Source organism: Gordonia sp. NPDC003585, from assembly GCF_040610755.1.
Lineage (GTDB): Bacteria > Actinomycetota > Actinomycetes > Mycobacteriales > Mycobacteriaceae > Gordonia.
Window position 1 is genome coordinate 1 of record NZ_JBEXMX010000038.1, and the last position, 26,256, is coordinate 26,256.

Sequence of the window (26,256 nt, forward strand, 5' to 3'; positions counted from 1 at the left end):
CCGCGGCCGCCGACGCACCCGTGGCGAGGATCTCGCCGAAGGTTCGTGCGGGCAACGACCGCGGCAACGCCGTCACCTGCGCCACCTCGTCGGCGTCGAGCACGTCGATGCTGCCGATCGGTGCGTGCGGCCGCAGCACCATCGCGCGCAGGACCGTGACCAGGCGGCCCGCCATCCGACGTACCGTCGACTCGTCGAACAGGTCTGTCGCGTAGGAGATCTCGAGTTCGACCTGCCCGCCGACCGGTCGTCGCACCGCGGTGAAGGAGAGGTCGAACTTGGCCGCGGGCACGCGGGCGTCGAGCAGGTGCACATCGAATCCGGCCGCACCGAGCATGCCGGTTTCGTCGTCCTGCATCGTCATCGCGACCTGGAACAGGGGCGCATGCGACACCGACCGTGACGGCGCCACATGCTCGACGATCTGCTCGAACGGCACGTCGGAGTGATCCATCGCGGCCGCACGCGCCCGGTGACCGGCCACGAGGAACTCGTTGACCGACTGTGCGGGTTCCACATTGCTGCGCAGGACGACGGTGTTGACGAACATGCCGATCAGCCCGGCCACCCTGGGGTCGTCGCGGCCCGCGATCGCTGTGCCGATCGCGACGTCGTCGGTCTCGGCGAGGCGGCCCAACAGAATCGCCAGACCCGCGTGCAGGGCGGTGAACAGCGTGACGCCGTTCGCGGCGGCGAGTGCCGAGAGTTCGCCGATGAGGTCGGCGTCGATGTCGACGTCGACGTAATCACCTCGGCCGCTGGCGATTCGCGGACGAGAATGATCGGTCGGCACGGCCAGCAGTTCGGGCAGCCCGGACAGTTCTGCCGACCAGAAATCCAGATGACCGGCCAGGGCGGACTGCGGGTCGTCGGGATCGCCCAGCGCGCTGCGCTGTTCGAGCGCGTAGTCCGCGTACTGGATCGCCAAGGGCGGCCACGACGGTTCGGCGCCCGCGGTGCGCGCGTGGTACGCATGCAGCAGATCACCGATCAGCGGCGCCATCGACGCACCGTCGCCCGCGATGTGATGCAGGACGATGACCAGCACGTGACTGCCGTCTTCGAGCTCGAACATGCTCGCGCGGAACGGGATCTGGGTGGTCAGGTCGAACCCGCGGTGCGCCTGGGCACCGACGATCTCACCGATCGCCGACTCCTGTACCCGTTCGACCTGCAGCGGCATGTCCGCGACGACGTCGGCGACGTCGAGGATCTCCTGGATCGGTTCACCGTCGCGGGACGGGAATCTGGTGCGCAACGGCTCATGCCGCGCCAGCAGATCCATCAGCGCCGCGGACATGGCCGCTATGTCGACCCCACTGCGGAACCGGACCGCGCCCGGCATGTTGTAGGTCGGGGATCCGGGTTCCATCCGATTGACGAACCACAGGCGCGTCTGCGCGTGCGACAGTGGCAACACGTCGGGACGAGGCTGCCGGGGGCGATCTTGGTCCACCGGTCCGTCCAGCGAAGGACCCTGTGCGGCAATCCGTTCGGCAAGATCGGCGAGATCGGCGCTCGCAAAGACGTCGGTCAGCGACACGTCGACGGCCAGTCGACGCCGCAGTGTCGACGCCAGCCGCGACGCGGTGAGGGAGTCGGCGCCGATACGGAACAGGTTGTCGTGCATCCCGATCCGGCCCTGATCTGCCGGGTCTGCCGGCATCTCGATGAGCGCCGCGACGGCGTCGACGAGGTGCCGTTCGAGTTCGGTCCGCGGCGCGACGTACTCGACGGCCGCGCGCTCCGGAGGCGTCTCCGGATCGGGCAGTCCCCGACGGTCGAGCTTGCCGGTCGGCGTGCGAGGCATCGCGTCGATCCGCGTGTAGAGCGCGGGAACCATGTACCGCGGCACTCGCTGCGCCACGAAGTCCTGGAGCGCCTCGTCGGAGACGTCGTCGGCGGCAACCACATATGCCGCCAGTTCGACCACCCGGACGGCAGCGGTGGTGGTCACCGATCCGGTTGCGTCGACGCCGAGGACGGCCGACGATTCGACACCCGGATACGACGAGATCACCGCCTCGATCTCACCCGGCTCGATGCGCTGACCGCGCAGCTTCAGCTGGAAGTCGGTGCGGCCCACGAACTCCACGACGGTTCGGCCGTCCGGTCCGGTGCTCCGGCGAACGAGATCGCCGGTACGGTAGAGCCGTTCGCCCGCGGCGCCGAAGGGATTGGCGACAAACCGACCGGCGGTCAGGCCCGGGCGTCCGAGATAGCCTCGGCTCAGACCGATTCCGGCCAGGTACAGCTCGCCGGCCACGCCGTCGGGCACGGGTCGCATCCGGGCGTCGAGCACCGAGAACGAGGTTCCCGCAATCGGTTCGCCGAGATGGGCGCGATCACCGATCCGCAGCGGACTGGTGTAGCTGACGCCGACGCTCGCCTCGGTGGGGCCGTAGCCGTTGATCAGCTCGACCTCGCCGCGCGAACCGGGACCGCCCCACGCGTCGATGAGTGCCTGACCGACGGCTTCGCCCGCGACGATCACCGTGTGCAGTCCCCGAACCGATTCGGGCGCAAGGGTGGCGAGCACCGTCGGGGTGAGCGAGGCGTGGGTGATGTCCTGCTCGCGCATGACGTCGGCGAGATCCTCGCCGCCGAGCGCGGCGACCGGACGATTGACGAGGGTTGCCCCCGCGTACGTGACCTGCACGATGTCGGCGATCGACGCGTCGAAACTCGGGGATGCGTAACCGAGAACGCGAGCACCCACCGGTGTTTCGACGCGACGGGTGATCTCGACACCCAGGTTGTGCACGCCGCGGTGCGTGACAGGGGTGCCCTTGGGCCGCCCGGTGGATCCGGATGTGTAGATGACGTAGGCCAGGTTGTCGACGTGCAACGGCGGACGCTCGTCGGCGCGCAACGGAGAACTGGGCGTGATGGCGATCCGGCCTGCGCTGGTGTGGTGGCGCAGCGGCAGCCACGGCCGCGGGAGATCGGGGAGCCCGGCGTCGGTGTCCCCGCAGATCCCGAGCTCGACCCCCGAGTCCGCGATCATGTGGGCGATCCGGTCGGCGGGGTGCGTGGGATCGACCGGCACGAAGGCCGCACCGGACTTCAGCACCGCCCAGATGGCGACCAGCAAGTCGACCGACCGTGGCAGCGCCAACGCCACAAGCACTTCCGGACCGGCTCCGTGCTCGATGAGCCACCGGGCCATCTGATTGGCGCGCCGGTCGAGTTGCCCGTAGGTCAGGGTCTCGCCGTCCACGTCGGTGACCGCCGGCACGTGCTCATGGGTTCGTACGGTCTCGGCGAACACGTCGGTGAGCAACCGCGACTGCGCCGGTACCGGACCGGACTGCACCGCGTTGCGTTCGGCATCGGCGGCGGTGAGCAGTGCGACGTCGGCGAGCAGACCATTCTCGCGTACCGCGGCGTCGAGGAAACCGTTGAGGAACAACAGGAATCGCGCGTGATGGTCGTGCATCTCGGCGTCGTCGTAGCGATTGGCGTTGCCGTGCAGATCGATCACGAGCGGCGCACCGGGACTCGCCTGATACAGGTTGAGCAGCAGATCCTCGAGCATGCCGGAGGTGAGGATGTGATATTCCACCTCGGCGCCATCGAGGGCGATCGGCTGGTCGAAGAACATCATGTTGATGACCGGACCGAAGGCATACGATCCGTCGCCGACACCCGATGCGCGCCAGATGTCGTCGGAGCGATAGCGCTGGTGACGCAGGGCGCCGGTCAGCTCGAGTTGCGTCTGCTCGATCAGTTCGGTCACGCCGGCATCGCCGTCGGTGGCCAGCCGGATCGGCAGGACGTTGGAGACCATGCCGCCGCCGCGCTTGATCTTGGCGCTGGCCCGGCCGGTCACCGGAAGGGTGAGTACGACGTCGTCGCGCCCCGTCATTCGTGACAGGAAGGCGCCGAAGGCAGCGGTCACGGTGACGGCCATCGACGTATTGAGTTCCGCCGACACCGACACCAGACGTTCCTGCAGTTCCGTCGGCAGCGTCCCGCCGACGACCACGTTGTCGGCGCGCAGGTCGGTGTTCTCGTCCCGATGCGACAGCGTGACCCGCTCGGGCAGGTCGACGACGCGGGAGCGCCAGTGTTCGCCGTCGGTCTCGCGCCGCGAACTCGCCTGATACTTGACGTCGTCGGCGACGATCTCGGCCATCGTCGCGATCGGCTTCTCGGACAGTTGCTCGCCGCGTCGAATGGCGTTGTAGCGGTCGACCGCCATTCGGATCATCGTGAGCGCTGCATAACCGTCGATCACGATGTGGTGTCCACGCATGTACCAGAACGTGCGATCGTCGGCGACCCGGATGAGGGTCGACACCACCAGCAGATCACCAAGCAGATCGACCGAGCGTCGATGATCCGACCGCATGTGCGCCATGGCGTCGCCGAGGGGGTCGGCGTGGGCGCGGAAGTCGAGCGTGTCGACCTCAATGGGCAGGTCGAGATCCACCTGCTGACGCGGCACGCCATCGACGTCGAGAATCCGCAGGTAGGGCGACTCCATCGCCTGACCTGCCTCGATAGAACACCGAGCGAGCAGCCCGTGGTCGAGCGAACCGTCGTGCGTGATGTCCAGATACTGGGCGATGTTGACCGAGTAATCGCCCGACAACCGCTCGGCGAACCACATCGCCCGCTGGGCCGCCGTGAGATCGAGTTCGGGACTCTCCGGCTTGCCGACGCCGGAGCGACCCACGACGCTCTCGGTGTGCGCGTCGAACGCGCTGTCGTCGGCTCGCTGCATCGGCTCACTTTCACTGGTCGGGCTACGCGGGGGTCGAGGCCGACCACTCGCGCATTAAGTTGTTGGCTCCGTCCGACGCTGAAACACCGTCGCACGGATGACCGCACTCCCCCACTACGGGGATCCCCGACCTGCGGCCCTCCGATGGTGCGGCCCCCACCTGGGAGGTGGCGACCATTCAGCACCGGACACCGAGGTATGTCGGTGACACCGCTGGTGACGTTACGCATCCTTCCGACGTCAGTCATCCGGTCGACACCATCTGCGGCGGCCGCCCAGTGGCGTCACCGTCTTCCCTACTGCCCCCATGCTGCCCCATGGCGCCCCCGAACGAGCGGGTAGGGCACTACGTGTTCGCTCATTTCTGTCGTACAGATGACCCAATGCACTACTCGCAAGTAGGAACGCCGGGCCGATTTCGGCGACCCGCGCAGGTCCGGGTCGTCGCAGTGAGGCCCGTCACGCCGTATGTTGAAGAACAAATGCGGTCGGCGCGTGGATTCACGCACCCGGCCGGAACCCGGCGCGGGGCCGGTCGAGCTCAGCGTCGACCGCGATCGTTCGCAGGTGAGGAGGCCGAAGTGTCCGGAGGCCGGCACAGAGCACCTGAAGCACAAGCGTGGGCACCTGAAGCACAAGCGTGGGCACCTGAGACACCTGCGTGGGCGCTCGCCCCGGCCATGCCCCCGGTGGCCCAGGTCGCCACGACGTCCCCCTGGCGTGTATACGTACAACCGACCGAACATCGCGCGCCGCGGCATGCCGCGGCCGACGCACCGGCACCAGCCGAACCCCGCTCCACCCCTGTGCTCACCGAAACCCCCCTCCTCACCGGGAGCCCCGTGAACGGAACCGAACTGCCCACCTCGTCGATCGCATCGGCGCCGCTGCGCGAGTCCGCGACGCCCTCGATCGAGGTCGTCGGCGTGCGCAAGGTGTTCGGCGATCACGTCGCGGTCGACGACGTGAGTTTCACCGCCGAGCGCGGCACCATCCTCGGCCTGCTCGGCCCCAACGGAGCGGGCAAGACCACCACGGTCAACATGCTGTGCACCCTGCTCAAACCCGACGCGGGACATGCCCGGGTCAACGGCTACGACGTGGTGTCCGATGCAGCGGCGGTGCGTCGATCCATCATGCTCACCGGACAGTTCGCCGCCCTCGACGAGGCGCTGACCGGCCGGGAGAACCTCGTCCTGTTCGGCAGGTTGCTCGGGCTCAGCAAATCGGCGGCGTCGGCGCGAGCCGATGAGCTCCTCGAATCCTTCGCGCTGACCGACGCCGCGTCGCGCCGCGTCCGCGAATACTCCGGTGGAATGCGGCGTCGAATCGACATCGCCTGCGGCCTGGTCACCGCGCCAGCGGTGGTGTTCCTCGACGAACCGACCACCGGCCTCGACCCGCGCAGCAGGCAAGAGGTGTGGCGGCTGGTCGAGGGCCTGCGTGACCAGGGTGTCACCACGCTGCTGACCACGCAGTACCTCGAGGAGGCCGACGTCCTCAGCGACCGGATCGTGCTGATCGATCACGGACGCGTGATCGCCGACGGCACCGCGGCCGAACTGAAGGCCGGTATCGGGACGTCGTTCTACGAGGTCACGCCCCGCGACCCGGAACAGGTGTCGCAGTTGTTCGACATCCTGGCCGATCTGGGCGCGACGCGAGCGGCGAGTGATGATCCCGACGAATCGCACGCAGGTGACGTGTCGGTGACGGTCCCGGCACCCGACGGCACCGAAGCTCTGATCGAAATAGTCAGGCGCACAACCGATTCCGGAATATCGCTGTCCGACGTCGCACTGCGGACCCCGACGCTAGACGAGGTGTTCCTCGCCCTCACCGCGGACAAGTCGCCGTGAGCGCCGACGGTGCGCTCGCCAATCCGCAACCGAAAGCCGGCCGGCAGTGGTGGGCGCTCACCACACGCGGCGTGGGCGGACTGGTCCGTAATGGTGAGATCGTCCTCGCGATCGTCGCGCCCGCCTTCCTGGCGATCTGTTTCTACCTGCCGCTGCGCTCGATCATGAACGCCTACCCCGGCATGGATTACGCGCAGTTCCTCATGCCGATCATCACCTTGCAGTCGATCTCGTTCGTCACCTCGTCGGCGGCGATGCGGTCGTCCTTCGATCGCACCCACGGCATCAACACCCGGTTCCGCACCCTGCCGATGCCCACCCCGGTGCCCGCGCTGGCCCGGATGAGCGCCGACATGGTGCTGCTGTTCGCAGCGCTGATCTGCGCCACCATCGTGTGCCTGATCATGGGGTGGCGTCCGGAGGGCGGCGTCGTGGGCACCGCCGGTCTGTACGGGATCGCCGTGGCCGTCGGGGCGTCACTCGCGCTGATCGCCGACGCGATCGGACTGCTCGCCAACAGTCCGGAGGCGACCAGCCAGGCGCTCGCCCTGCCGGTGCTGATCCTGGGCATGCTGTCGACCGGATTCGTACCCGAGAGCCAGTTTCCCGACTGGATCGCGCCGTTTGTCCGCAACCAGCCGATCTCCCAGTTCGCGAATGCGATGCGAGCCCTCAACGACGGCACCGCCACGACGTCGGTCGTGATGCCCGCCATCTGGTGGTGCATCGGACTGTTCGTCACGGGCCTGATCTTGCTGGTCCTCGGCATCCGGAGGTTGCAGCGATGATCGACGTCACCAGCACCACTGCCGCCGCGCCGTCGGAGTCCTCGCCGAAGTCCTGGCTGACGCAGAGCCTGGTGCTGTCCCGTCGACAACTCGTCGTCCTGTTTCGGGACCGCGGCACGGTCATCCAGATCCTGCTGGTGCCCGCCCTCACGATGCTCATGTTCAAGGTCGTGCTCGGCGATGCGGTCGGCAACGCCACCGGGCAGAACAGCGCGTACGGGACCGTGCCCCTGGTCATCCTGGTCAGCGCCATGTTCGGTTCGGTGTCCAGCGGCGTCCGGCTCAATCTCGAACGCGGCACGGGTCTGCTCGGTCGGCTCTACGTGTTGCCGATCAACCGGGCGGCCGACCTCACCTCGCGAGTCGTCTGCGAAATCGTTCGCATTGCGATCACCACCGCGATCCTGCTGGTCGCCGGAATGTTCATCGGATTCCGGTTCACCCAAGGTCCGTGGGCAGTGGTCGGCATCATGGGCGTCGCGCTCATGTTCGGCATCGCGTTCTCGGTGTTCGTCCTCGCCTTGGCCGTGAACGCGCGTCCCACCGCACCGATCGTCCCGCTCCTGTCGCTCATCTCGAGCCTGCTGATGTTCTTCAACTCGGGTTTCAGTCCGGTCCAGGCGTATCCGACGTGGCTGCAGCCGGTCGTCGAACATCAGCCGATGACACCGGCGATCGAGGTGATGCGCGCCTTCGCGGCCGGTGGGCCGATCACCGCGAACCTGATCACCGTCACCGCCTGGTCGGTCGGGTGCGTCGTCATCTTCACCGTCCCCGCATTACGCGGGTACCGGAAGGCCGCCACCAACCGTTGACCGTGCGTCCGGAATCGTTGACCGTGCGTCCGGAGCGGCCCATTCCCGAGGAATCGAAACCGTCTATTCTAAGAATGAAGATCAGGACCGTCAAAGGCCCTTTGCCAATTAATTCGACCGAATGACCATGGTCGTGAATCACTGGTGAAGATGTCCGCGGCTCTTATCGGCGATCCCCCGAACCGATCTATGTGATCGGTTGCAGTAGAACCTCTTTCGCACATCTCAATGCGGCCGGGAGATTAGCGACCACAAAATGCATCTTACCCAGAGCAAGGGCGTTGTCGCATATCGATAACATTTCGCCACAGCGCTCCCTACCTGACAAGAGTTTGCTGACTTGAATATCGGAATGCGGTAGGTATTGATGGACCACTCGAATGCGTGAATTGACAGAACAGTGAGTCCCCAATGCCATCGCCCAACGCATCACAGAAATCTGTTCGCCCGATGCGACGAAACGAGGGCAGCCCCAGGCTCTGACGACTTGGTGTGGTGTCGCTTGTGCTCATCGCCGCCGTGTTCGCCCAGTGGGCTGCCACGGGCACCCGCGCGGCTGCCGCACCGAGGGGTGTCGGGGTCGTGGTGACGATGCACGCGAGTTCGGTGACCTTCGCACTCGAGAACGGTTCCGCCCAGGTACGTGCCGGCCGGTTGACGATTCTCAACCGCACCGGAACCGATATCGGGCAGGTGCCCTTGAGTTACCGGTTGGAGAATCGCCAGTTCCCGATCGCGGTGCGGGTCGTCGGCCGGACAGTCACTCTCATTCCGGTGCGCGACGTCGCCCGCTCGACCGTGCTGAATCCCCGTGATGTCGCCCGGGTGCGCGGAGTCGCCGGGAGCAAGCCGAACCGACACTTGACTCGCCAGGAGCGCGACGACCAGGCACTGGCCCGGTTCAATCAACAACTGGCGGCGGGTATGAGCATCTCGGCCCTGGTCGGTCTCACCGTCGGCGCGATCGTCGGCGGTACCGTGGGTTGCCTGCTGGGCCTGGTCGCGGCGGTCGTGGGCTGCCTGGTCGCGGTGGCGCCCGCTGCGGGCGTGGGATCGGTGGTGGGCACCATCCTCGGCGGCGGCGGCACTGCCGTCATCGCCGGCTTCCACTACTTCCAGACGATCACGTCGCCGTTCCGGCGATAGGAGCACGGCCGCGCAGCGCCTACTCTCGATCGCATGACGACCGACAAGACCGGTGCCGAGGTCACCGTCACCCACAATCCCGACGATCAGCGATACGAGATCAGTGCGGAGGGCAGGCTCGCGGGTTTCACGCAGTATCGCGACCGGACTGACGATCCCGATGCGGTCGAGCGCGTCTTCTTCCACACCGAGGTGTCCGACGAGTTCGCCGGACGGGGTCTGGCCACGATCCTCGTGCGTGAGGCCCTCGACGCCACACGTGATGCGGGCTTGACGATCGTCGGGGTGTGCCCGCTGGTGGCCGCGTTCCTGAAGAAGAACCCCGACTACGCACCGTCGACCCATCCGGTGACGCCGCAGATCCTCGCCTGGCTCAAGTCGGTGCTCCCCTGAACGCGCCCTCGGCAGACCGCGAGATCCTGACGTGGGAGCTCAACGGTCAGGCGTGCCGTGAGCTCGCGCGTGCCGTCGCCGACGACGGATTTGTCCCCGACATCATCCTCGGGATCGCCCGCGGCGGACTCATCCCCGCCGGGGCACTGGCGTATGCCCTCGACTGCAAGCTGCTGATTTCGCTGAACGTGGAGTTCTACACCGGGATCGGGGAGACACTCGCCGAGCCGGTGCTGCTGCCGTCGCTGCTGGAGAGCAGCGGACTGCACGACCAGCGAGTCCTCGTCGTCGACGATGTCGCCGATACGGGCAAGACGCTCCGTCTCGTCGACGACTACTGTGCCCTTCAGGGTCGGGTGGCCGAAGTGCGCAATGCGGTGCTCTACAAGAAGCCGCACACCATCACCACTCCCGACTATCACTGGCGCGTGACGGACAAGTGGATCGAATTCCCGTGGTCCGCACCGGGACCCGTGGTGTCGCCGCGACCGGGTCATCCGATCGGCAGAGATCTGCGATCGCGGCCATCGAAATCGGGCGTACCCGACTGCCCGGGTACATGTTGCTGCCCGAGTGGTGCTGTTCACAAATGCGTCCGGGGTATTCGGTGGAGCGATGGACGACTGGCAAGGCGGAGGAGAGAGCGATAGCGGCGCTATCGTGACCGACGACAACGCAGCCAGTGGTTCATCGAACGCCGAAGGCCCCCGACGAATTTGTGGACAGGGCCACTAAGCTGGCTGCATGACCGGACGTCGATCACCCTGTGGGCGGCGCTGACGTGTCACTTCATCCTGGGCAGTCGTTTGCCGGCTACCGCATCGTCCGTCAGCTGGGCGCGGGTGGGATGGGTGAGGTCTACCTCGCCGATCACCCTCGTCTGCCCCGCCAAGACGCGCTGAAGATCCTCCCGGCCGGGCTGTCCGCCGACCCCATGTTCCGCAAGCGGTTCACCCGCGAGGCCGACATCGCCGCCACCCTCGACCACCCGAACGTGGTGAGTGTGTTCGACCGCGGCGAATCCGACGGTCAGCTGTGGATCACCATGAAGTTCGTCGACGGCACCGATGCGTCGCAGCTGCTGCGGACACACCCGCGCGGGCTGCCCGCGGCCGACGTGGTGGCCATCATCTCCGCGGTCGCCGAGGCACTCGACCACGCTCATCAGCAGGGGCTGCTGCATCGCGACGTCAAACCCGCGAACATTCTCATCGCCGAGCCGGGACCGCGCTCGTCCAAGCGTCGAATCCTGCTCGCCGACTTCGGCATCGCGCGGCCCATCTTCGACGACACGCACATCACGTCGACCAATCTGACGGTGGGTTCGGTCGCATACACCTCGCCGGAGCAGTTGTCGGGTTCGACGCTCGACGGTCGGGCCGATCAGTATTCGCTGGCCTGCACCGCGTATCAGCTGCTATGCGGCGCTACACCGTTCGCCAACAGCAATGCGGCGATGCTGATCCACCAGCATCTGTCCGTCGAACCGCCGGCCATCACCGGCAAGCGGGGCAACCTGTCGGCCCAGGTCGACCGGGTGCTGGCCCGGGCGCTCGACAAGGAACCGCGCCGACGCTTCGATTCTTGCGAGCAGTTCGCCGACCAACTGGCGTCGGCGTTGCGCACGGACGCGGCCGCCGCGACCCTGCTGTCGCCCGGCCCGCCGCCGGCCACACCTCGGGTGCCGTCGTCGCCCCCGCCCTCGCTGCAGAAGCCGCGCACGCCGGCCGCCGGTCCGCCCAGTACGCCGGCCCCCGCGGCGGTCAGGCCCGTGTACCCGCCGCCTGCGCCGGCGCGGACGCCGACTCCGGCACCTTTCACTCCTGCACCGGCTCCCTACCCGGGGTTGGGTCGCACCACCCGCTCCGATGGCAAGGCGACGGCCTCGCTCGTCTTGGGCATCGTGTCGATCGTCATCGGGTGGTGCGGTTTTGGGCTGCTGATGGCGCCGCTCGCAATCATCCTGGGTTTGATCTCGTTGCGGGAGAGCGACCGCCTGCCGATCCCGACCACCAATCGGGGTGCCGCGATCGGCGGTGTGATCACCGGCGCGATCGGGTTTCTGCTCGTGGTCGCATTCCTGGTGTTCGCCGTGGTCACCGGCGACACCAGTTCGACGTAGTCACTGATCCGAAGAGTTCGGTGACCAACCCCGCTGAGCTGGGAAATGGAACCTGCTGCGGTTGGCTCAGGGAGGTGCTACCGACACTCTGTGTCCTGTTGGAGAGTCTGTGTGCTGCAGCACCCAGCTGACCCGATCCGACACAGGGTGTGGCCAGGTCGCCCAGGGAATCGAGTTGAGTTGGAGAACGCGAGTGCTGCAGCACTCGCGTTCTCCGATTCGGCACCGGTTGTGCCCGACAGCTGTCAGCGTCGTGTCGCAAAACCCAGAAACCGCGTGTCTGGTCAGAAACCCGATGCCCGAGTCCACGCGCTCTTCCGCCTCCACGATCGCCGCCGCAGGCGGCGGGTGGGTCGCTGACTCTAAGAGTTGGGTGACTAATCCCGTTGACCTGGGAAACAGCGCCAGTGCCGTGCCCGCAGAATCTAGGGGAAGAACTCCTTCCCCGGGATTCATAGTCGTCCGCTGGAAACTTCTAGGGGACGACACCAAGGGTGGGGGAAGAAGTCTCTTCCCCCACTTTTTGTGCGCCCGACAAGCTCCCATCCAGCCGGCAGTGGGGCTCAGTCGGCAGACGATGCGAGCTCGATCCGTTCGCTGCGCTGGGTCGAGTCGACCGTGATGGTCGCCAGCAACTCTCGTCCGGGTGGCAGGATGCGCGCCGTCACCCGACCGTCGGTCGCGTCGGCAAGGACGGCAACCACCGCGTCCGCGAGCCTGGTCATCCCTCCGGGTGCGCGCGAGCCATCCCCGTCGTCGAGCAGTAGCACCGAGACCCCGCGTCGTCGGGCCTGCCAGGCCGCCGCCCGCACTGCGGGATCGTCGAGTCCCGGAGCCCGGATGCCGTCGCGGAGCTGGGCTTCGAGCAGGCGGGCGTCGCGTACTTCTTCGTCGGTGAACTCGTGGCGTTCGACGATCGAGACGAGCGTCGGCCGGGCCCGTTCCTCGAACTCGACCAGCTGGCGGTCACGAAATGCGGCCGACGCCGAGGCCGCAGCCTCCGCCGCCACCCGTTTCGCGTTGGCCGTGCGGAGTGCGTAGATCTGACGCGTCATCGGTCGCAGCATCACGGAGAACAACGACCCCATGATCATGATCGCGTAGCCGGGCACGGTGATCGCGACACCCCAGGCGGCGCCTTGCCCCACATGATCGGACCACACCACCGCCATCACGGTGATGGCGCCGCTGGCGAGCCAGGCCCCCAGTGGCCGACCCCGGACGGCGAGGAAGGCGAGCATGATCACCGAGGCGCCGATCGGCGGTCCGGTCTGCATCACGTGGTCGGGCGGATCGGGCAGCGACACCAGCGCGATCGTGGTGGCCACCACCGTTCCGGCGGCGATGAACACGGTGTGCCGCAGCGGGAGCGGGTCATCGAGAACACCGAGTACGACGACACACACTCCGACGAAGATCAGGAACGCGGCGATCAGACCGACCCAGGCCAACGGTGAATCGATGCTGCTGCCCGAGTACACGGTGACCAGCAGGTACACCGCCCCGAAGGTGGCCATTGCAGCAACGAGCGGACGGGACCGGATACCGAAGGTGTCGGCGATGCCCTCGGTCAATGCGATGTGGCTCGACGGGATCGGGGTGATCACGCGCGCTCCCACAGCAACTGAACCGTGGTGCCACGCCCGAGTCGGCTGTTGACGCGCGCTTGCCCGCCGACTTGCTCCATCCGCGTGCGGATACTGACCCGGATGCCGAGCCGGCCCTCGGGCGTCGCATCCGGGTCGAAGCCATGTCCGTCGTCGACGATCGCCATGCTGAGCGCGTTCTCGGTGAGCTGTGCAATGACCGCGCTGTCGGCGCCCGCACCGGCGTGCCGGACCACGTTGCGCAACGACTCGCCCATCGCTTCGACGACGGCCTGCACCACCGCTGCCGGATAGTCGCAGAAGCTCGACGTCTCCGAGCCGCCGACCACGATCTCGATCTCTGCCCGGTCGGTCACATCGGCGGCGGCCGACCGGATGCGTCGGATCGCCTCGTCCCGCGACACCATCGCCTGGGGTTCGGCGGGATCACCCGCGGCGAGGTGGGCGACTTCGGCGAGCGCCGAACGCGCCTGGTCGGCGAGCCGCTGGTCGGGAACCCCGGCGCGGACGGCGAGGAGCGACGCGATGATGCGGTCGTGGATGATCGCGTCCAGTCGTCCCTTTTCGACGGCCCGTGCCTCGGCCGCAGCTGCGTCGGCGGCGGCCCGATAGGTGTCTTCACGCGTCTCGTCGAGCGCCTTACCGGTGCGCACCGCCACCAGTGCGACGGCCAGGAAGACCGCGGTGAACGACGTCGCCCACGCGAACTCGACGGGGAGGTCGGTGGTGAGCCGGTCGAATCTGCCGAGTTGCTGCGCCGCATTCACCGCAGCACACGCCGCGACGAGATTGGCCACTCCCCATCGCGGGTACACCAGCATCAACACCATGCTCGGCATCCCCGGGAACGCGACCATCCACACCGCCCAGTCCTCCGGCTTGGCGGTGGTGTCGCCGGTCCACGCCACGAACCAGAGTCCGACGGCAATCAGATATCCGACAGCGGTGACGACGGCCAGCGGAGGCAGCCAGGCGGTGCCGGGCCGGAAGCTGTAGACGATGAGTGCGACGCCCGGTCCGATGGCCAGCACCACGCTGAGCGGTGGCCACCACGCGACGGTCAGGGGTGCCGCCTGCCCGATGGTGCCCAGCGACACGAGGAGGTAGCCGATGAGGCCTGCGCCGAGGAATCGGGCGCCGATCCGTTGCACGCGTGCCTGGTCGCCCTCGCCGCGATCGGAGGCGAACAGTGTCCGTGCCCATGCCTGCGCCCGACGCCGCAGCCGGCCCCCGACCGAGGGGTCGGCCACTGCCGTGCCGGCGTGCAGCCGCGCCCGGTCGGGACTGATGACGCTCATTGGGCACAACCCTTGCATTCGGCTCTGACCAGGGTCAATCCTCCGTTGGGACTAAACCGAACGGACCACATCGGCGCGCTCACACGGCGTAGACCTGCCAGCCCCACGCAGTCAGAGAGACATCGGCCGACCCGTCGGCGCCCACGCGAATCGTCTCCCCCGAGAGTGGGCTGACAAGTGTCGTAAGTCCCGCCCACTCGGTGATGACCGACGCCCGCGCAGCCACGTCGGCGACGTTGACGGCGATGAGCCAGCGCCTGTGCTCACCGGTGCGCGTCCACGCGACCACCGAATCCGACGATCCGCGAACCACACACAGCTGCCAGTCACCGTGGGCGAAGGTCGGATCGCCGAGCACGGGGAGCAGAGCGCGATAGAACACCGCACGGTCGGCATCGACCGGCTCGTCGGCGAACCGAGCCAGCTGCACGGGCAGTCGGCGCCGACGACCCTCGATCTGCCCCTGGTGCACCAGCCGTGCGCCGAGCTGGGTCAGCGTGACAACGGCTGCCTGCCGATCACGGTCACCGAAGGCGACCGCGGCCCGTTCCTCGTCGTGGTTCTCGATGAACCGCACCCGCGCCTGCGGTTCCGGATTCCCCGACAGCGTCGGCCACAGCCGCGGCGGGTCGTGGCGCAGGGTGTCGTAGAGGGTCTTGTCGTAGCAGTGGTCGAAACCCTGGGCGACCAACGCGGATTCGGTGTCCCAGTACGCCTCGGCGATGAACCGGAAATCGGGGTGCTCGGCGCGGACCGCTCCGATGAGTTCGGGCCAGTAGTCCTGTTCCGGCGGTGCGCCGCCGGCGTCGCCCCAGGTCTTCGCGAAGATGTCGTTCATGACCAGCATCGCCATGTCGCAGCGCACGCCGTCGCACTGTGCCGCGATCGTGCGCACGGTGGTGATCGCGGCCTCCCGCAGCCCGGGATGGAAGGCGTTGACCTGCACGACGTCCCGCCAGGCCGGGAAGTACGGGTCGCGTCCGTTGGCGAGCACCGCGCCGTCGACCTCGACATACGACTCGGGGGCGCGGGCGAGATCGTCGGCCGTGCCGGTGATGAACCAGTCGGGGTGGGCGGTCCATGGGTGGTCGGCGGCGACGTGGTTGGGCACGAAGTCGAGGATGAGTCCGATGCCGCGTCGGGCGAGTTGTTCGCGCGCCGCCGCGAGCCCGTCGGGTCCGCCGAGGTGGTCGTCGACCACGTAGTCGCGCACGCAGTACGGCGACCCCACGACGTCGGTGTCGGTGAAGTCGGGCAACGATTCGGCGAACCAGGCCATCAGCGGCCCGTCGGCGCGGGCGATCTCGATGCCCGCCGGACTGCGCTGCCACACGCCCATCAGCCACACCGCGTCAAAACCGTTGGCCGCGATGGTGTCCCACTCGGCCTCGGGCACGGTGCCCAGTCCGACATGCTCGCCCGTGTCGGCCGAGAGTCCGGCGAGCCATGGCCAGGTGTTGATCTCGTAGATGAGCGGCGAGGGTGGGAGCTTCACCCCGACATTCAACCGCATCCCACGCGGTCAGGCCCGGCGCAGGAATCGGGTGCGTGAGCGCAGCGGGAGGCTTTGCGTGGTCGGCGACGGCTCGGCTGCCGACGACGGATAGCGACGCGCGAGCGGACCTGCGCTCACGCCGTGCAGGATCACGCTGGCCAGCACCGTGACCCCGATCGCGGCGACCGCGGCCTGGGCGGTCGGGTTGTCGCCGAGTTCCTCGAAACCGAGGAGCGCGAACACCACCGACGCGAGTCCACGCGGCCCGAACCAGCCCACGAGCGCCACATCACGCATCGGCAAACCGGCGCCGGGAGCGGAGCGAGCGGGCCAAATGACACCTGCGCCGATCAACGACATCGCGACCGGCAGCATCCGGAACACGGTGAGACTCAGCGCGGCATACCCCAGCATCGCCACCAGATCCCCGGCGTCGGCGACGTCGATCACCAGCGGGATGAGTCCGGCGCCGAACAAGAACCAGACGACCAGCGCGAGAAGTTCTCCGCCGAGTTCGGGAAGTACCTCCAGGTCGGTGTCCTCTTCACCGCCGTCCTCGGTGTCACCCCGGTCGATGAAGTGCCCGAAGGCCATGCCGGCGACGAAGGCGGCGATGAAACCGTTGCCCTCGATGGCGATGGCCAGAGCGAAGATGCCGGCCGCCGTGGCCAGTGCGGCGATCCGGCGGGTCGCGGGTGACGACAAACCGTGGCGCACCGACAGATTGATGGCCCACGCACAGACGAATCCGCCGGCCAGCCCGATGCCCAGGCCGAGCAGCAGTTCGATCACCGCGTCGGCGACGGTGATGTGCTCGCCACCGTGCATGCCCAGCGCCGACGCCGACAACGCGATCGCCAACGTGACCACGGGTGTCGCGATGCCGTCGTTGAGGCCGCTCTCCACGTTCAGCGTGAGCCGCAGCCGCCGCGGGATTCGCTTGTCGTTGATGACCTGGACGCTCAGCGCGGCGTCCGTCGGTGCCAGCGATGCGCCTACGAACAGCGCCAGCGCCCAACCGAACTCACCGAACACCACTTGCGCGCCGACGGTGCCCACCAGGATCGTCAGCGGCAGTCCGATCAGCAGCAACCGCGCGGGCAGCCGGGCCTGCGCGCGCAGTCGTCCGACGCTGACCCGGGACGCGTCGGTGAACAGCACCAGGCCCAGGGCCAGTTCGGCGAGCGTGTGGACCATCGAGGCGTCCACGTCGACCGTCAGCACACCCCACGTCGGGTTGGCGAGACCATAACCGGCGACGACGAACACCAGCGGCCCGGTCACGTCGTGGCGCGACAGCAGTTGTGAGGTGACCGCCCAGCCCAGGATCAGCAGGCAGATCACGGCCATCGTCGCGTCGGTCATGGCGGCATTATGCCCGCACAAGAAAGCGGTCCGTTCCCTGAACCGGGAACGGACCGCTTTACTGAGATCTGGATTGGAGCAGGCCCTTACTTGGCCTTCTCCAGCACCTCGACGAGACGCCAGTGCTTGGTCGCCGACAGCGGGCGGGTCTCCATGATCCGCACGCGGTCGCCGACGCCGGCATCGCCGTTCTCGTCGTGGGCCTTGACCTTGGACGTGGTCCGGATGATCTTGCCGTACAGCGCGTGGCGCGTACGATCTTCCAGCTCGACCACGATGGTCTTCTGCATCTTGTCACTGACGACGTAACCGATCCGCTCCTTGCGGCTGTTACGCACCTCAGTCTGGGTTTCGGTCACCTTCTGGTCCTCACTCATGCGTCATCACCATCCGGTCCCGACGCCAGGCCCAGCTCACGCTCACGCATCACGGTGTAGATGCGCGCGATCTCGCGACGCACGGTCCGCAGACGACGGTTGTTGTCGAGCTGGCCGGTGGCCATCTGGAACCGAAGGTTGAACAGTTCTTCCTTCGACTCTTTCAAGCGATCGACCAGATCGGTGTCGGTGAGCTCACGCAGCTCGTTCGCAGCAACTCCGAGTGCCATCAGAACTGCTCCTCTCTGGTCACGATCCGGGTCTTGATGGGCAGCTTGTGTTGCGCGCGGCGCAGGGCCTCGCGAGCGGTGTGCTCATCGGGGTAGGTCATCTCGAACAGCACGCGACCCGGCTTGACCGGGGCGACCCACCATTCGGGCGAACCCTTACCCGAACCCATGCGGGTTTCGGCCGGCTTCTTGGTCAGCGGACGGTCCGGGAAGATGTTGATCCACACCTTGCCGCCACGCTTGATGTGCCGGTTGATGGCGATACGAGCGGACTCGATCTGCCGGTTGGTGATGTAGGCACTCTCCAGAGCCTGGATGCCGAAATCACCGAACGTCACCTTGGTGCCGCCCTTGGCCTGACCCTTCAGGCTCGGGTGATGCTGCTTGCGGTGCTTGACCCGCCGTGGGATCAGCATGAATCAGCCCTCCTGCTTCTCGGTGCCCGCACCAGCAGTGGCCTCAGCAGGAGCTTCCGCCGCACGTCCGGCGTCGGTGCTCGTGGCAGTGGTGCCCGAGGCACCGCTGCGGCGAGGCCGGCTGGGCCGGCGCGGACGACGGTCCTCGGCTGCCGGAGCGGCCGCGGCCAGCTCACGACGTCCACCGACGATGTCGCCCTTGTAGATCCACACCTTCACGCCGATGCGGCCGAAGGTGGTCTTGGCTTCGTAGAGTCCGTAGTCGATGTCGGCGCGCAGCGTGTGCAGCGGCACCCGGCCTTCGCGGTAGAACTCACTGCGGCTCATCTCTGCGCCACCCAGGCGACCCGAGCACTGGACCCGGATGCCCTTCACGTTCGGCTGACGCATCGCCGACTGGATCGCCTTGCGCATCGCGCGGCGGAATGCCACACGGTTGCTCAGCTGCTCCGCGACGCCCTGGGCCACCAGCTGGGCCTCGGACTCTGCGTTCTTCACCTCGAGGATGTTCAGCTGCACCTGCTTGCCGGTCAGCTTCTCCAGGTCGCCACGGATCCGGTCGGCCTCGGCGCCACGGCGACCGATGACGATGCCCGGGCGGGCGGTGTGGATGTCGACGCGAACCCGGTCACGGGTGCGCTCGATCTCCACCTTGGCGATGCCGGCGCGCTCGAGCCCCTGCGAGAGGAGCTTGCGGATGGCGACATCCTCTTTCACGTACTCCGCGTACTGCTTGTCGGCATACCAGCGCGACTTCCAGTCGGTGGTGATGCCCAGACGGAAGCCGTGCGGGTTGATTTTCTGGCCCACTACTAGGCTCCCTTCTTCTTCGGCTGACGCGACCGGGCGCGGCCTGCGGTTGCCTTCTCCGGCAAGGACTCCACGACCACGGTGATGTGGCTGGTGCGCTTGCGGATGCGGAACGCGCGACCCTGCGCACGCGGCTGGAACCTCTTGAGGGTCGGGCCCTCATCGGCGTACGCGGTGGCGACGACCAGGGTCCGGCGATCCAGACCCTCGTTGTTCTCCGCGTTGGCAACGGCGCTCGCGAGCACCTTGTAGACGGGCTCCGACGCGGACTGCGGGGCGAACCGCAGGATATCCAGTGCCTCGTCGACGTTCTTGCCGCGAACCAGGTCCAGCACACGGCGGGCCTTCATCGGCGTCACGCGAACAAACTTCGCGGTGGCTTTCGCCGTCGGATTATCGGTCTGCGTAGTCATCAGCGGCGCTTCGCTTTCCGGTCATCCTTGATGTGACCCTTGAAGGTGCGGGTGGGGGCGAACTCGCCCAGCTTGTGCCCGACCATGTTGTCCGAGATGAACACCGGGACATGCTTGCGACCGTCGTGGACGGCGAAGGTGTGACCGATGAAATCGGGGATGATGGTCGAACGGCGCGACCAGGTCTTGATGACCTGCTTGGTGCCCTTTTCGTTCTGTGCGTCGACCTTGGCAAGCAGGTGGTCGTCGACGAACGGGCCCTTCTTGAGGCTGCGTGGCATTCTCTAACTCCCTCCTGTGCTTATCGCTTGTTCTTGCCGGTACGACGGCGACGCACGATCAGCTTGTCGCTCGCCTTGTTCTTGCGGGTACGGCCTTCCGGCTGTCCCCACGGGCTCACCGGGTGGCGACCACCCGAGGTCTTGCCCTCGCCGCCACCGTGCGGGTGGTCGACCGGGTTCATCACGACACCGCGGACGGTCGGGCGCTTGCCCTTCCAGCGCATGCGGCCGGCCTTGCCCCAGTTGATGTTGCTCTGCTCGGCGTTGCCGACCTCGCCGACGGTGGCGCGGCAGCGCACGTCGACGCGACGGATCTCGCCGGAGGGCATACGCAGGGTCGCGTAGGTGCCTTCCTTGCCGAGCAGCTGGATCGAGGCACCCGCGCTGCGGGCCATCTTCGCCCCGCCACCCGGACGCAGCTCAACAGCGTGCACCTGGGTACCGGTCGGGATGTTGCGCAGCGGCAGGTTGTTGCCGGGCTTGATGTCGGCGGTCGGGCCGCTCTCCACCACGTCGCCCTGCGACAGGCCACGCGGCGCGATGATGTAGCGCTTCTCGCCGTCCAAGTAGTGCAGCAGTGCGATGCGCGCGGTGCGGTTGGGGTCGTACTCGATGTGTGCGACCTTGGCGTTGACGCCGTCCTTGTCGTTACGACGGAAGTCGATCAGACGGTAGGCGCGCTTGTGACCGCCACCCTTGTGCCGGGTGGTGATGCGACCGTGGGCGTTGCGACCACCGCGACCGTGCAGCGGACGAACCAGCGACTTCTCCGGATGGTCACGGGTGACCTCGGCGAAGTCGGCGCCACTGGCACCACGACGACCGGGGGTCGTCGGCTTGTACTTACGAATAGCCATGAGTTCTCAGTCCTTCTCTCGAGGTCCCGGTCAGCTGACCGAGCCTCCGAAGATCTCGATGGGCTTGCTGTCTTCGGTGAGCGTCACGAATGCGCGCTTGGTGGACTTGCGCTGGCCGTAGCCAGAGCGGGTCCGCTTGCGCTTGCCCTGCCGGTTCGCGGTGTTGACGCTGGCAACCTCGACGCCGAAGATCTGCTCGATGGCGATCTTGATCTGCGTCTTGTTGGAGTCCGGGTGCACCACGAAGGTGTACACCTGATCTTCCATGAGTCCGTAGGACTTCTCGGAGATCACCGGCGCCAGAACGATGTCACGGGGGTCAGCCTGGGTAGCCATGCTCACGCCTCCTTCTCAGTCGCGGTGTTGGCGGCGATGAACGCGTTGAGCGTCTCCACGCTGAACACCACTTCGTCCGAGTCGAGGACGTCGTAGGTGTTGAGCTGATCCGGCGCGATCGGCAGCACGTTGCCCAGGTTGGCCACGCTCTTCCACGCCGTCAGGTCCTCACGGCCGAGCACGACCAGGAACTTGCGGCGATCCGACAGGCTCTCCAGGAACAGACGTGCCGTCTTGGTCGACGGGACCTGCCCGGAGACCAGTTCGGTGATCACGTGGATGCGCTCGTTGCGGGCGCGATCGCTCAGCGCGCCGCGCAGGGCGGCCGCCTTCATCTTCTTGGGGGTGCGCTGGCTGTAGTCACGCGGCTGCGGGCCGTGGACGGTGCCACCACCGGCGAACTGAGGTGCGCGGGTCGAACCCTGGCGGGCGCGGCCGGTGCCCTTCTGCCGGTACGGCTTGGCTCCACCGCCGCGGACCTCGCCGCGGGTCTTGGTGGCGTGCGTGCCCTGGCGCGCGGCGGCCTGCTGGGCCACCACGACCTGATGCATCAGCGCGATGTTGGCCGTGACGTCGAACAGTTCGGCGGGCAGGTCAACGGTTCCGTTGGTCTTGCCGTCGGCAGTTTTGACGTCCAGCGTCAGCTTGGTTGCGGTACTCATTTACCGGCTCCCTTCACTGCGTCGCGAACCACCACGACGCCGCCCTTGCGACCCGGGATGGCTCCCTTGATCAGCAGCAGGCCGGCCTCGGCGTCCACCTTGTGGACGGTGAGGTTCTGCGTGGTCACCTTGTCGTTACCCATGCGTCCGGCCATCCGCATGCCCTTGAACACGCGTCCCGGGGTGGCGCAGCCACCGATGGAACCCGGTGCGCGGTGCACGCGGTGCGCGCCGTGGCTGGCGCCCAGACCGGAGAAGCCGTGACGCTTCATGGGGCCGGCGAAACCCTTGCCCTTGGAGGTGCCGGTCACGTCGACCAGCGAACCCTCGGCGAAGACCTCGGCGGTCAGTTCCTGACCGACCTCGAACTCGCTGACATCGTTGACGCGGATCTCGGCCAGATGGCGGCGTGGCGTGACACCGGCCTTGGCGTACTGACCGGTGACCGGCTTGGTCACCTTGCGCGGATCGATCGCACCGTAGGCCAGCTGCACGGCGGTGTAGCCGTCGCGGTCGGCGGTACGGAGCTGGGTGATCACGTTCGGGCCGGCCTGGATGACAGTCACCGGAACGACGCGGTTGTTCTCGTCGAAGACCTGGGTCATGCCGAGCTTGGTGCCCAGAATGCCCTTGGTCGCACTTTGATTACTCATGATTCTTCTCGCCCCCCGCCTACTGGATGTTGACGTCGACGCTGGCCGGCAGGTCGATGCGCATCAGCGCGTCGACCGTCTTCGGCGTCGGGTCGAGGATGTCGATGAGTCGCTTGTGGGTGCGCATCTCGAAATGTTCGCGGCTGTCCTTGTACTTGTGCGGCGAACGGATGACGCAGTACACGTTCTTCTCGGTGGGCAACGGCACCGGGCCGACGACGCGTGCACCCGTACGGGTCACGGTCTCCACGATCTTGCGCGCCGAAGCGTCGATCGCCTCGTGGTCGTAGGCCTTGAGCCTGATGCGGATCTTCTGTCCCGCCACGCTGTGTCCTCTTCCGTCAGTTGTTCTCGACAGACAAACACCGCGTGACCAGGGACGGCCTCTCGCCGGCTGAGCACATGACCACCGTGTGAGATTCGGCAATCGACGCTGTTCATCTGTCGTTGTACGTTTGGCTCGTAGCTGGTACGAGCCGTTTCGCTCCGGCACCCGCGGTCGGGCGTGTCGTGACCATGAACCGGATTCGGCGCATGCGTTACACGCCCAGTCCCCGTTTCCCGGGCCTGGGAGTCATTCACCTCACTGGCGCACCGAAATGCTTCAGGCCGCAGAAAATCCTGCGTCCGCCGGTGAAGGCAACCCGACAAGTATGCACCAGGTCGGGGTCGGTATTCAAATCCGTGGTCGGGACCGCCCCATCTGCGGAAATCTGTACGCCACAGCCCCGCCAACTGCACAGTGCACCTGGCTCACCTCCCAGGTACAGACATCCGACGCCGGACCGATCCATCGATCACCCGGCAGGCCCGTACCGAACCCAATACGCTCTGATCAGGGAACCGAGACGTGGCTCGCCAGCCCCGAGCCGACCGGAAGGCCTGGCATGAGCACGCTCATCGGACCGCACTCCGACGCTGACGCACCCATTCCCGAACCGCGCACGACCAGCGCATTGCCGACCTCGCGCCCGCCCCGACCGAGCAACGTGACGCTGAAGGTCACGATGGCGCTCACCGGTACGGTGTTCGCCCTGTTCGTGCTGGTCCACATGATCGGGAATCTCAAGGTCTACACCGGCGCCGACCATTTCGACGCCTACGCCCACTGGTTGCGCACCCTGCTCGAACCGCTGCTCCCCTACGAGGGCGCCCTGTGGATCTTCCGGTTGGTGCTGCTCGCCTGCCTGGTCGCACACATCGGGGCGTCATTCATGCTGATCGGCCGGTCGCATAAGGCCAAGGGCCGGTTTCGACGCAAGGGCATGAGCTGGAAACGACTGCCCGCGACGCTGATGCCCTACACGGGGCTGGTGCTGTTCGCGTTCATCGTCTTCCACATCCTCGACCTGACGACCGGCACCAAACCGGCAGCGAGCGACGACTTCATCTCGACCACCGAGCAGCAGTCGTACGCCTATCACAACCTGGTGGAAAGCCTGCAGCGCTGGCCGGTTGCGCTCTTCTACATCGTCGCGATGGCGCTGCTCGGCCTGCACCTCGTCCACGGTCTCTGGAGCGTCGTCAACGATCTGGGCGCCACCGGCAAACGGGTCCGGCAGGTCGGGGCCGCGATCGCCCTGCTCCTCGCCGCAGCGGTCTCGATCGGCAACATCACCATCCCGCTCGCGGTGCTCACCGGGGTGGTGAGCTGATGACGATCGACCTGGGCACGCTGCGCACCGTCGGATCGGACCTGTCCTCCGGCGTGCCCGACTGCGACCCCACCGACGCCTGGCAACGTCGCCGCGACGAATACAAACTCGTCGGCCCGCTCAACCGGCACAAGTTCCGGATCATCGTCGTCGGCACCGGACTGGCCGGCGCCGGTTGCGCGGCCGCGCTGGGGGAGCTCGGCTACAACGTCTCGTCCTTCACCTTCCACGACGCCCCGCGCCGCGCGCACAGCGTCGCCGCGCAGGGCGGCATCAACGCTGCGCGGGCTCGCAAGGTCGACAACGACTCGATCCACCGCTTCGTCGTCGACACCGTGAAGGGCGGCGACTTCCGCTCCCGCGAGGCCGACGCGTTCCGGCTCGCCGAGGAATCGATCCGCGTGATCGATCATCTCAACGCGATCGGCGCCCCGTTCGCCCGCGAGTACGGGGGCAGCCTGGCCACTCGGAGTTTCGGCGGCGTGCAGGTGTCGCGCACTTACTACACGCGTGGGCAGACTGGTCAGCAGTTGCAAGTTGCCGCGTCGCAGGCCCTGCTCCGCCAGGTCGCGGCCGGCACGGTCACGCTGCACACCCGCCAGGAGATGCTCGACCTCATCGTCGCCGACGGCCGCGCTCAGGGCATCATCACCCGCGACCTGGTGACCGGAGAGATCAGCGCGCAGACCGCCCACGCGGTGGTGCTGGCCACCGGCGGCTACGGCACCGTGTACTTCCAGTCGACGCTGGCGCGCAACTGCAACGCGACCGCGTCGTGGCGCGCACATCGCCGCGGGGCGCTGCTCGCGTCGCCGTCGTTCATCCAGTTCCATCCGACCGCCCTGCCGGTGAGTGCCGAATGGCAGTCGAAGACCACGCTGATGAGCGAGTCGCTGCGCAACGACGGCCGGATCTGGGTGCCGCGCAAGCAGCACGACGATCGCCCGCCGAACGACATCCCCGACGCCGAACGCGACTACTACCTCGAACGCAAATACCCGACCTTCGGCAACCTCACCCCGCGCGACGTGGCCTCCCGGGCGGCCCGCGAGCAGATCGAATCCGGCCACGGGGTCGGCCCGCTGCGCAACAGCGTCTACCTGGATTTCCGGGATGCGCTCGCCCGACTCGGCAAATCGACCATCGCCGAGCGGTACGGCAATCTCTTCTCGATGTATCACGACGCCACCGGTGAGAATCCGTACGAGGTGCCGATGCGGATCGCCCCTGCGGCGCATTTCACCATGGGCGGACTGTGGTCGGACTTCGACCAGATGACCTCTGTACCAGGCCTTTTCGTGGGCGGCGAGGTCGGCTGGGGCTACCACGGCGCCAACCGTCTCGGTGCCAACTCGCTCCTGTCGGCCTGCGTCGACGGCTGGTTCACGCTCCCCTACTCGATCCCGAATTACCTTGCCCCGCTGTTGAACACCGAACCGCTGGCACAGGACGACGACGCCGTGCAAGCTGCTGCCGCGTCGGTCGCCGCCCGCGTCGATGCGCTCACCTCGATCGGCGGCACCGAGGGCCCCGACCGTTTCCACCGCCGCCTCGGCGCCATCCTCTACCGCGGGTGCGGGGTGTCGCGCAGCGTCGAGTCGCTGAGCACGGCGATCGACGAGATCCGTTCCCTGCGTGACGAATTCTGGTTTAACCTGCGCGTCACGGGCGGTGGCCGGGAGTTCAATCAGGAACTCGAGCGCGCCGGCCGGGTCGCCGACTTCCTCGAACTCGCCGAACTGATGTGCGTCGACGCCCTCGACCGCGACGAGTCGTGTGGCGCGCACTTCCGCACCGACCATCAGACGGCCGACGGTGAGGCGATGCGCGACGACGAGAACTGGTGTTTCGTGTCGGCCTGGGAGACCACCGACGACGGCGCGCAGATCCGCCACGACGAACCACTCTCCTTCCCCGCCGTCGGCCTGCAGACCCGGAACTACCAGTGA

Annotated in this window: 24 protein-coding genes and 1 pseudogene; 9 read left to right on the forward strand and 16 right to left on the reverse strand. The window is 67.1% G+C overall.

Going from position 1 to position 26,256, the window contains the following annotated elements; all coding sequences use genetic code 11:
* Positions 1-4,729, reverse strand: a 4,729-nt coding sequence (locus ABZW74_RS12375; protein ID WP_355276523.1) for an amino acid adenylation domain-containing protein, incomplete at its 3' end; no start/stop codon positions are given.
* 482 nt (positions 4,730-5,211) lie between these two features.
* On the opposite strand from ABZW74_RS12375, the gene ABZW74_RS12380 reads away from it, so the two are divergent.
* The 7 genes and pseudogenes from ABZW74_RS12380 (at position 5,212) to ABZW74_RS12410 (ending at position 11,852) form a co-directional block, all read left to right on the forward strand.
* Positions 5,212-6,588, forward strand: a complete 1,377-nt coding sequence (locus ABZW74_RS12380; protein WP_355276525.1) for an ATP-binding cassette domain-containing protein — start codon at positions 5,212-5,214, stop codon at positions 6,586-6,588.
* On the forward strand, positions 6,585-7,376 hold the full coding sequence (locus ABZW74_RS12385) for an ABC transporter permease (RefSeq protein ID WP_355276527.1): 792 nt from the start codon (positions 6,585-6,587) through the stop codon (positions 7,374-7,376). The genes ABZW74_RS12380 and ABZW74_RS12385 overlap by 4 nt, the downstream gene beginning before the upstream one ends.
* Positions 7,373-8,191: an ABC transporter permease gene (locus tag ABZW74_RS12390; protein WP_355276529.1), complete on the forward strand. Its 819-nt coding sequence runs from the start codon at positions 7,373-7,375 to the stop codon at positions 8,189-8,191. Before ABZW74_RS12385 ends, ABZW74_RS12390 begins: the two co-directional genes overlap by 4 nt.
* Before the next feature lie 492 nt (positions 8,192-8,683).
* Positions 8,684-9,337 (forward strand): glycine zipper family protein, encoded by a 654-nt coding sequence (locus ABZW74_RS12395; RefSeq protein ID WP_355276531.1) that lies wholly within the window; start codon positions 8,684-8,686, stop codon positions 9,335-9,337.
* Between the two features lie 33 nt (positions 9,338-9,370).
* Positions 9,371-9,730 carry a GNAT family N-acetyltransferase gene (locus ABZW74_RS12400; protein WP_355276533.1) on the forward strand — a complete coding sequence of 120 codons (360 nt, stop codon included), beginning with the start codon at positions 9,371-9,373 and terminating at the stop codon, positions 9,728-9,730.
* Positions 9,727-10,209: pseudogene (locus ABZW74_RS12405) on the forward strand (phosphoribosyltransferase); the annotation flags it as partial. The gene ABZW74_RS12400 and the pseudogene ABZW74_RS12405, both read left to right, overlap by 4 nt.
* A gap of 302 nt (positions 10,210-10,511) precedes the next feature.
* Positions 10,512-11,852 (forward strand): protein kinase, encoded by a 1,341-nt coding sequence (locus ABZW74_RS12410; RefSeq protein ID WP_355276535.1) that lies wholly within the window; start codon positions 10,512-10,514, stop codon positions 11,850-11,852.
* 563 nt (positions 11,853-12,415) lie between these two features.
* Here the strand turns inward: ABZW74_RS12410 and ABZW74_RS12415 are convergent.
* From ABZW74_RS12415 to rpsJ, 15 genes are all read right to left on the reverse strand, one after another.
* The gene (locus ABZW74_RS12415; protein WP_355276537.1) at positions 12,416-13,459 is read right to left on the reverse strand and encodes a hypothetical protein; all 1,044 of its coding nucleotides are present in this window, start codon (positions 13,457-13,459) and stop codon (positions 12,416-12,418) included.
* Positions 13,456-14,757, reverse strand: a complete 1,302-nt coding sequence (locus ABZW74_RS12420; protein WP_355276539.1) for an ATP-binding protein — start codon at positions 14,755-14,757, stop codon at positions 13,456-13,458. The genes ABZW74_RS12415 and ABZW74_RS12420 overlap by 4 nt, the downstream gene beginning before the upstream one ends.
* 79 nt (positions 14,758-14,836) lie before the next feature.
* Complete coding sequence (locus ABZW74_RS12425) at positions 14,837-16,252, reverse strand: alpha-amylase family glycosyl hydrolase (RefSeq protein WP_355276541.1); 1,416 nt, start codon at positions 16,250-16,252, stop codon at positions 14,837-14,839.
* A 27-nt stretch (positions 16,253-16,279) separates the two neighbouring features.
* Positions 16,280-17,617 (reverse strand): cation:proton antiporter, encoded by a 1,338-nt coding sequence (locus ABZW74_RS12430; RefSeq protein WP_355276543.1) that lies wholly within the window; start codon positions 17,615-17,617, stop codon positions 16,280-16,282.
* 86 nt (positions 17,618-17,703) lie between these two features.
* Positions 17,704-17,994 (reverse strand): 30S ribosomal protein S17, encoded by a 291-nt coding sequence (gene rpsQ / locus ABZW74_RS12435; protein WP_240860875.1) that lies wholly within the window; start codon positions 17,992-17,994, stop codon positions 17,704-17,706.
* Positions 17,991-18,224, reverse strand: a complete 234-nt coding sequence (gene rpmC / locus ABZW74_RS12440) for a 50S ribosomal protein L29 (protein WP_355276545.1) — start codon at positions 18,222-18,224, stop codon at positions 17,991-17,993. Before rpmC ends, rpsQ begins: the two co-directional genes overlap by 4 nt.
* Positions 18,224-18,640 carry a 50S ribosomal protein L16 gene (gene rplP / locus ABZW74_RS12445; protein WP_240860874.1) on the reverse strand — a complete coding sequence of 139 codons (417 nt, stop codon included), beginning with the start codon at positions 18,638-18,640 and terminating at the stop codon, positions 18,224-18,226. The genes rpmC and rplP overlap by 1 nt, the downstream gene beginning before the upstream one ends.
* 3 nt (positions 18,641-18,643) lie before the next feature.
* Positions 18,644-19,450 carry a 30S ribosomal protein S3 gene (gene rpsC, locus ABZW74_RS12450; protein WP_240860872.1) on the reverse strand — a complete coding sequence of 269 codons (807 nt, stop codon included), beginning with the start codon at positions 19,448-19,450 and terminating at the stop codon, positions 18,644-18,646.
* Positions 19,451-19,452: 2 nt separating this feature from the next.
* Positions 19,453-19,863 (reverse strand): 50S ribosomal protein L22, encoded by a 411-nt coding sequence (gene rplV, locus ABZW74_RS12455; RefSeq protein ID WP_240860870.1) that lies wholly within the window; start codon positions 19,861-19,863, stop codon positions 19,453-19,455.
* Positions 19,863-20,144, reverse strand: coding sequence for a 30S ribosomal protein S19 (gene rpsS / locus ABZW74_RS12460; protein WP_005193585.1), 282 nt, complete (start codon positions 20,142-20,144; stop codon positions 19,863-19,865). The genes rplV and rpsS overlap by 1 nt, the downstream gene beginning before the upstream one ends.
* 20 nt (positions 20,145-20,164) lie before the next feature.
* Positions 20,165-21,001, reverse strand: coding sequence for a 50S ribosomal protein L2 (gene rplB, locus ABZW74_RS12465; protein ID WP_355276548.1), 837 nt, complete (start codon positions 20,999-21,001; stop codon positions 20,165-20,167).
* Between the two features lie 30 nt (positions 21,002-21,031).
* A complete protein-coding gene (gene rplW, locus ABZW74_RS12470) occupies positions 21,032-21,337 on the reverse strand; it encodes a 50S ribosomal protein L23 (RefSeq protein WP_240860864.1) in 306 nt (101 codons plus the stop codon).
* Between the two features lie 2 nt (positions 21,338-21,339).
* Entirely contained in the window at positions 21,340-21,999 is a 660-nt protein-coding gene (gene rplD / locus ABZW74_RS12475) for a 50S ribosomal protein L4 (RefSeq protein WP_240860863.1), read from the reverse strand.
* Positions 21,996-22,652 carry a 50S ribosomal protein L3 gene (gene rplC, locus ABZW74_RS12480; RefSeq protein WP_240860860.1) on the reverse strand — a complete coding sequence of 219 codons (657 nt, stop codon included), beginning with the start codon at positions 22,650-22,652 and terminating at the stop codon, positions 21,996-21,998. The genes rplD and rplC overlap by 4 nt, the downstream gene beginning before the upstream one ends.
* 19 nt (positions 22,653-22,671) lie before the next feature.
* Entirely contained in the window at positions 22,672-22,977 is a 306-nt protein-coding gene (gene rpsJ, locus ABZW74_RS12485; protein ID WP_003938093.1) for a 30S ribosomal protein S10, read from the reverse strand.
* 562 nt (positions 22,978-23,539) lie between these two features.
* Between rpsJ and ABZW74_RS12490 the strand changes: the two genes are divergently transcribed.
* Together ABZW74_RS12490 and ABZW74_RS12495 are read left to right on the forward strand one after the other, a co-directional pair.
* The gene (locus tag ABZW74_RS12490) at positions 23,540-24,307 is read left to right on the forward strand and encodes a succinate dehydrogenase cytochrome b subunit (protein ID WP_240860858.1); all 768 of its coding nucleotides are present in this window, start codon (positions 23,540-23,542) and stop codon (positions 24,305-24,307) included.
* Entirely contained in the window at positions 24,307-26,256 is a 1,950-nt protein-coding gene (locus ABZW74_RS12495; RefSeq protein WP_355276552.1) for a fumarate reductase/succinate dehydrogenase flavoprotein subunit, read from the forward strand. The genes ABZW74_RS12490 and ABZW74_RS12495 overlap by 1 nt, the downstream gene beginning before the upstream one ends.

What these genes read in the sequence shown, in the direction of transcription:
- ABZW74_RS12380 (WP_355276525.1), top strand. Translation starts at nt 5,212, where the DNA reads ATGCGGTCGGCGCGTGGATTCACGCACCCGGCCGGAACCCGGCGCGGG.
- ABZW74_RS12390 (WP_355276529.1), top strand. Translation starts at nt 7,373, where the DNA reads ATGATCGACGTCACCAGCACCACTGCCGCCGCGCCGTCGGAGTCCTCG.
- ABZW74_RS12400 (WP_355276533.1), top strand. Translation starts at nt 9,371, where the DNA reads ATGACGACCGACAAGACCGGTGCCGAGGTCACCGTCACCCACAATCCC.
- ABZW74_RS12420 (WP_355276539.1), bottom strand. Translation starts at nt 14,757, where the DNA reads ATGAGCGTCATCAGTCCCGACCGGGCGCGGCTGCACGCCGGCACGGCA.
- ABZW74_RS12430 (WP_355276543.1), bottom strand. Translation starts at nt 17,617, where the DNA reads ATGACCGACGCGACGATGGCCGTGATCTGCCTGCTGATCCTGGGCTGG.
- rpsQ (WP_240860875.1), bottom strand. Translation starts at nt 17,994, where the DNA reads ATGAGTGAGGACCAGAAGGTGACCGAAACCCAGACTGAGGTGCGTAAC.
- rpmC (WP_355276545.1), bottom strand. Translation starts at nt 18,224, where the DNA reads ATGGCACTCGGAGTTGCTGCGAACGAGCTGCGTGAGCTCACCGACACC.
- rplP (WP_240860874.1), bottom strand. Translation starts at nt 18,640, where the DNA reads ATGCTGATCCCACGGCGGGTCAAGCACCGCAAGCAGCATCACCCGAGC.
- rplV (WP_240860870.1), bottom strand. Translation starts at nt 19,863, where the DNA reads ATGACTACGCAGACCGATAATCCGACGGCGAAAGCCACCGCGAAGTTT.
- rpsS (WP_005193585.1), bottom strand. Translation starts at nt 20,144, where the DNA reads ATGCCACGCAGCCTCAAGAAGGGCCCGTTCGTCGACGACCACCTGCTT.
- rplB (WP_355276548.1), bottom strand. Translation starts at nt 21,001, where the DNA reads ATGGCTATTCGTAAGTACAAGCCGACGACCCCCGGTCGTCGTGGTGCC.
- rplW (WP_240860864.1), bottom strand. Translation starts at nt 21,337, where the DNA reads ATGGCTACCCAGGCTGACCCCCGTGACATCGTTCTGGCGCCGGTGATC.
- rplD (WP_240860863.1), bottom strand. Translation starts at nt 21,999, where the DNA reads ATGAGTACCGCAACCAAGCTGACGCTGGACGTCAAAACTGCCGACGGC.
- rplC (WP_240860860.1), bottom strand. Translation starts at nt 22,652, where the DNA reads ATGAGTAATCAAAGTGCGACCAAGGGCATTCTGGGCACCAAGCTCGGC.
- ABZW74_RS12490 (WP_240860858.1), top strand. Translation starts at nt 23,540, where the DNA reads ATGAGCACGCTCATCGGACCGCACTCCGACGCTGACGCACCCATTCCC.
- ABZW74_RS12495 (WP_355276552.1), top strand. Translation starts at nt 24,307, where the DNA reads ATGACGATCGACCTGGGCACGCTGCGCACCGTCGGATCGGACCTGTCC.